Here is a 2,819-nt window from a genome sequence, read left to right as displayed (position 1 = left end):
AGTACAAGTGCCGTACATATAAAAATCGAGATGGACGTCCATCTAAAGGTAGTGGAATAACCTAACGAATCAACCAAAACACCGCCGAGTAATGGACCGACTAGGGTGCCTGTAATGCTGCCTGTTTGCAATGTGCCGAGAACGCGGCCTGCAATTTCTTTAGGTGTTTGTGTCGAAATAAAAGCCTGTGAAATGGAGACGAATCCGGTAAAGATCCCCATAAACAGTCGTAAAACAAATAACTGCCAGACAGATGTAACATAACCCATAAAGAAAATGGAGACGGCCATACCAAATGCACAGAATAAGAGGATTTTTTTACGGCCGATCTTGTCGCCGATTCTCCCCCAGATAGGAGAAACGAAAAAGGCAACGACAAAGGTAACCGCAAATGTCCAGCCTGACCATTGCTGGATATATTGATCACTATAATCTCCAAATGTACCTATATATAACGAGATAAACGGAAGTACCATGGTCGTACTGCCATTAATGAAGAAATTGGCAAACCACATGATAATTAAGTTACGTTTTGCTATTGATGAATAAATAAATGACACTTCTTTCTTTGCATATATTTCGAATACCTAAATAGTAGTATACAAAATCTTTTTTAAAAATGAAACATATTAATGATGATAGGAATTTGGATTAGGCGAATTTAACAATACATAACACCATTAAATATTTACATGCATAGGCTGTAAAAGCAAAAAATGCTAAAGAGGATTTTGTTTATTGTTTCTTGAATGGAGAATAAGGGTAAGAGGCTTTTATTATTGACGAAAGAGTTGCTCATAAGGTAAAATTTTTCACTAAGGAAACATTTTAGTGTGCGTGAAATGTAATGAGAAGAAAAAGGGGAGAATTTAGGATGTCATCAGAAATATTAATGGCTTTTGGTCTAACCTTAATGGCAGGTCTTGCTACAGGTATCGGCAGCCTACTTGCCTTTTTTACAAAGAGGACGAATACGAAATTTTTATCCATAGCACTTGGGTTCTCTGCAGGGGTTATGATCTATATTTCAATGATTGAAATATTCGTTAAAGCCAAAGATGCATTGGTTGCAGCAATGGGTAACGTTGCTGGAAATTGGCTGACTGTTGCTGGGTTCTTTGGGGGTATGCTGCTTATTGCTTTAATTGATAAGTGTATCCCAAAAGCAGGAAATCCACATGAAGTAAAAAAAGTAGAAGATATGGATCAACCAGCTGCAAAGGATGCAGCCTTGTTAAAAATGGGAACCTTTACGGCCTTAGCAATTGCTATTCATAATTTTCCGGAAGGGATTGCAACCTTTACTTCTGCTATTCAAGATCCAAGTCTTGGTTTTGCGATTGCGGTTGCTGTAGCTATTCATAATATTCCGGAAGGGATTGCTGTCTCAGTACCTATTTATTTTGCGACAGGTGATAAGAAAAAAGCGTTTAAACTTTCCTTTTTATCTGGTTTAGCAGAACCCGTGGGAGCACTTGTAGCATATCTTTTCTTAATGCCATTTTTGAATGATGTAATGTTTGGTATTATTTTTGCAGGTGTCGCAGGAATTATGGTCTTTATCTCGCTTGATGAGTTATTACCAGCTGCAAAGAAATATGATGAAAGTCATCTCTCTATATATGGTTTAATTGCAGGAATGGCTGTAATGGCTATAAGTTTACTGCTGTTTATCTGACGAACAAATGAAACGAACCGAAAGCCTGAGGCTTTCGGTTTGTTTCATTTGCTTTAGAGAAGGGAATTAAGTATCATACCCAATTAATAGATAGTTAGTTTTAAAATGTAAGCATGGTACTTGAAAGTCAAAGAAGGTCAGAGTATACTATAGTCAAAGATAGTCAAACATTACAATGAAATCAAGGAGGAGTACATTTATGTATTGTGAAAAGTGTCAAGAAAATCAAGCGAATTTTCAAGTTCGAATGGCCGTTCAAGGGCACAGATATGAAGTGAATTTGTGCTCCGCTTGTTATAAAGAGGAACGTACAAAACTAGGGGCAGCCATGAACAGCTTTAACAATGGGCAATCACCATTTGAAGCATTCGGGGGAAACCCATTTAATCATAATGAACAAAAGCAAGAAAGCAAGCAACAAGGGAAAAGCGGAGGACTGCTTGAACAATTTGGCCGAAATCTTACAGACGCAGCGAAAGCTGGTTTAATTGATCCGGTAATTGGCCGAGATGAAGAGGTAACACGTGTCATTGAGATTCTGAATCGTCGGAATAAAAATAATCCCGTGTTAATTGGTGAGCCTGGGGTCGGTAAGACAGCCATAGCGGAAGGTTTAGCTTTGAAGATTACAGAAGGCAAAGTTCCAATGAAACTACGTACAAAAACGGTCTATATGCTTGATGTGGCTTCGCTTGTATCAAATACCGGTATTCGCGGTCAATTCGAGGAACGAATGAAACAGCTGATTGCAGAACTACAGGATAGAAAAAATGTAATTTTGTTTATTGATGAAATTCATCAAATTGTTGGTGCAGGTTCTGCAGAAGGTTCGATGGATGCCGGTAATATTTTAAAACCTGCATTAGCTCGTGGTGAATTACAATTAATTGGTGCCACAACGCTTTCTGAATACCGTAAGATAGAAAAAGATGGCGCGCTCGAACGCCGTTTCCAGCCTATTCAAGTTGATGAGCCAACACCGGAAGAGGCGTTGACTATCTTAGAAGGATTGAAGCCGCATTATGAGGCGTATCATTCTGTAACCTATAGTGATGATGTGCTGAAAGCAGCCGTTGAACTGTCACATCGCTACATTCAAGATCGACATTTACCAGATAAAGCGATTGATTTACTTGATGAG

3 protein-coding genes are annotated in these 2,819 nt (G+C 38.6%); 2 read left to right on the top strand and 1 reads right to left on the bottom strand.

Annotated features, from left to right (window positions below):
* A partial coding sequence (locus AC52RT_RS13230; protein ID WP_495541178.1) for an MFS transporter occupies nt 1-515 on the bottom strand: 515 nt, incomplete at its 3' end.
* Nucleotides 516-874: 359 nt separating this feature from the next.
* On the opposite strand from AC52RT_RS13230, the gene zupT reads away from it, so the two are divergent.
* Both zupT and AC52RT_RS13220 read left to right on the top strand, forming a co-directional pair.
* Nucleotides 875-1,678, top strand: coding sequence for a zinc transporter ZupT (gene zupT / locus AC52RT_RS13225; protein ID WP_495541177.1), 804 nt, complete (start codon nt 875-877; stop codon nt 1,676-1,678).
* Nucleotides 1,679-1,877: 199 nt separating this feature from the next.
* The coding region (locus AC52RT_RS13220) for an AAA family ATPase (RefSeq protein WP_495541176.1) at nt 1,878-2,819 on the top strand (942 nt) is incomplete at its 3' end.

Source organism: Peribacillus sp., from assembly GCF_059453735.1.
Note: the sequence above shows the minus strand (reverse complement) of the source record. Positions and strands in the feature narration are given on the sequence as shown.

Bases quoted from the DNA above. Each gene is read 5' to 3' on its own strand.
- zupT (WP_495541177.1), top strand. From the start codon at position 875: ATGTCATCAGAAATATTAATGGCTTTTGGTCTAACCTTAATGGCAGGT.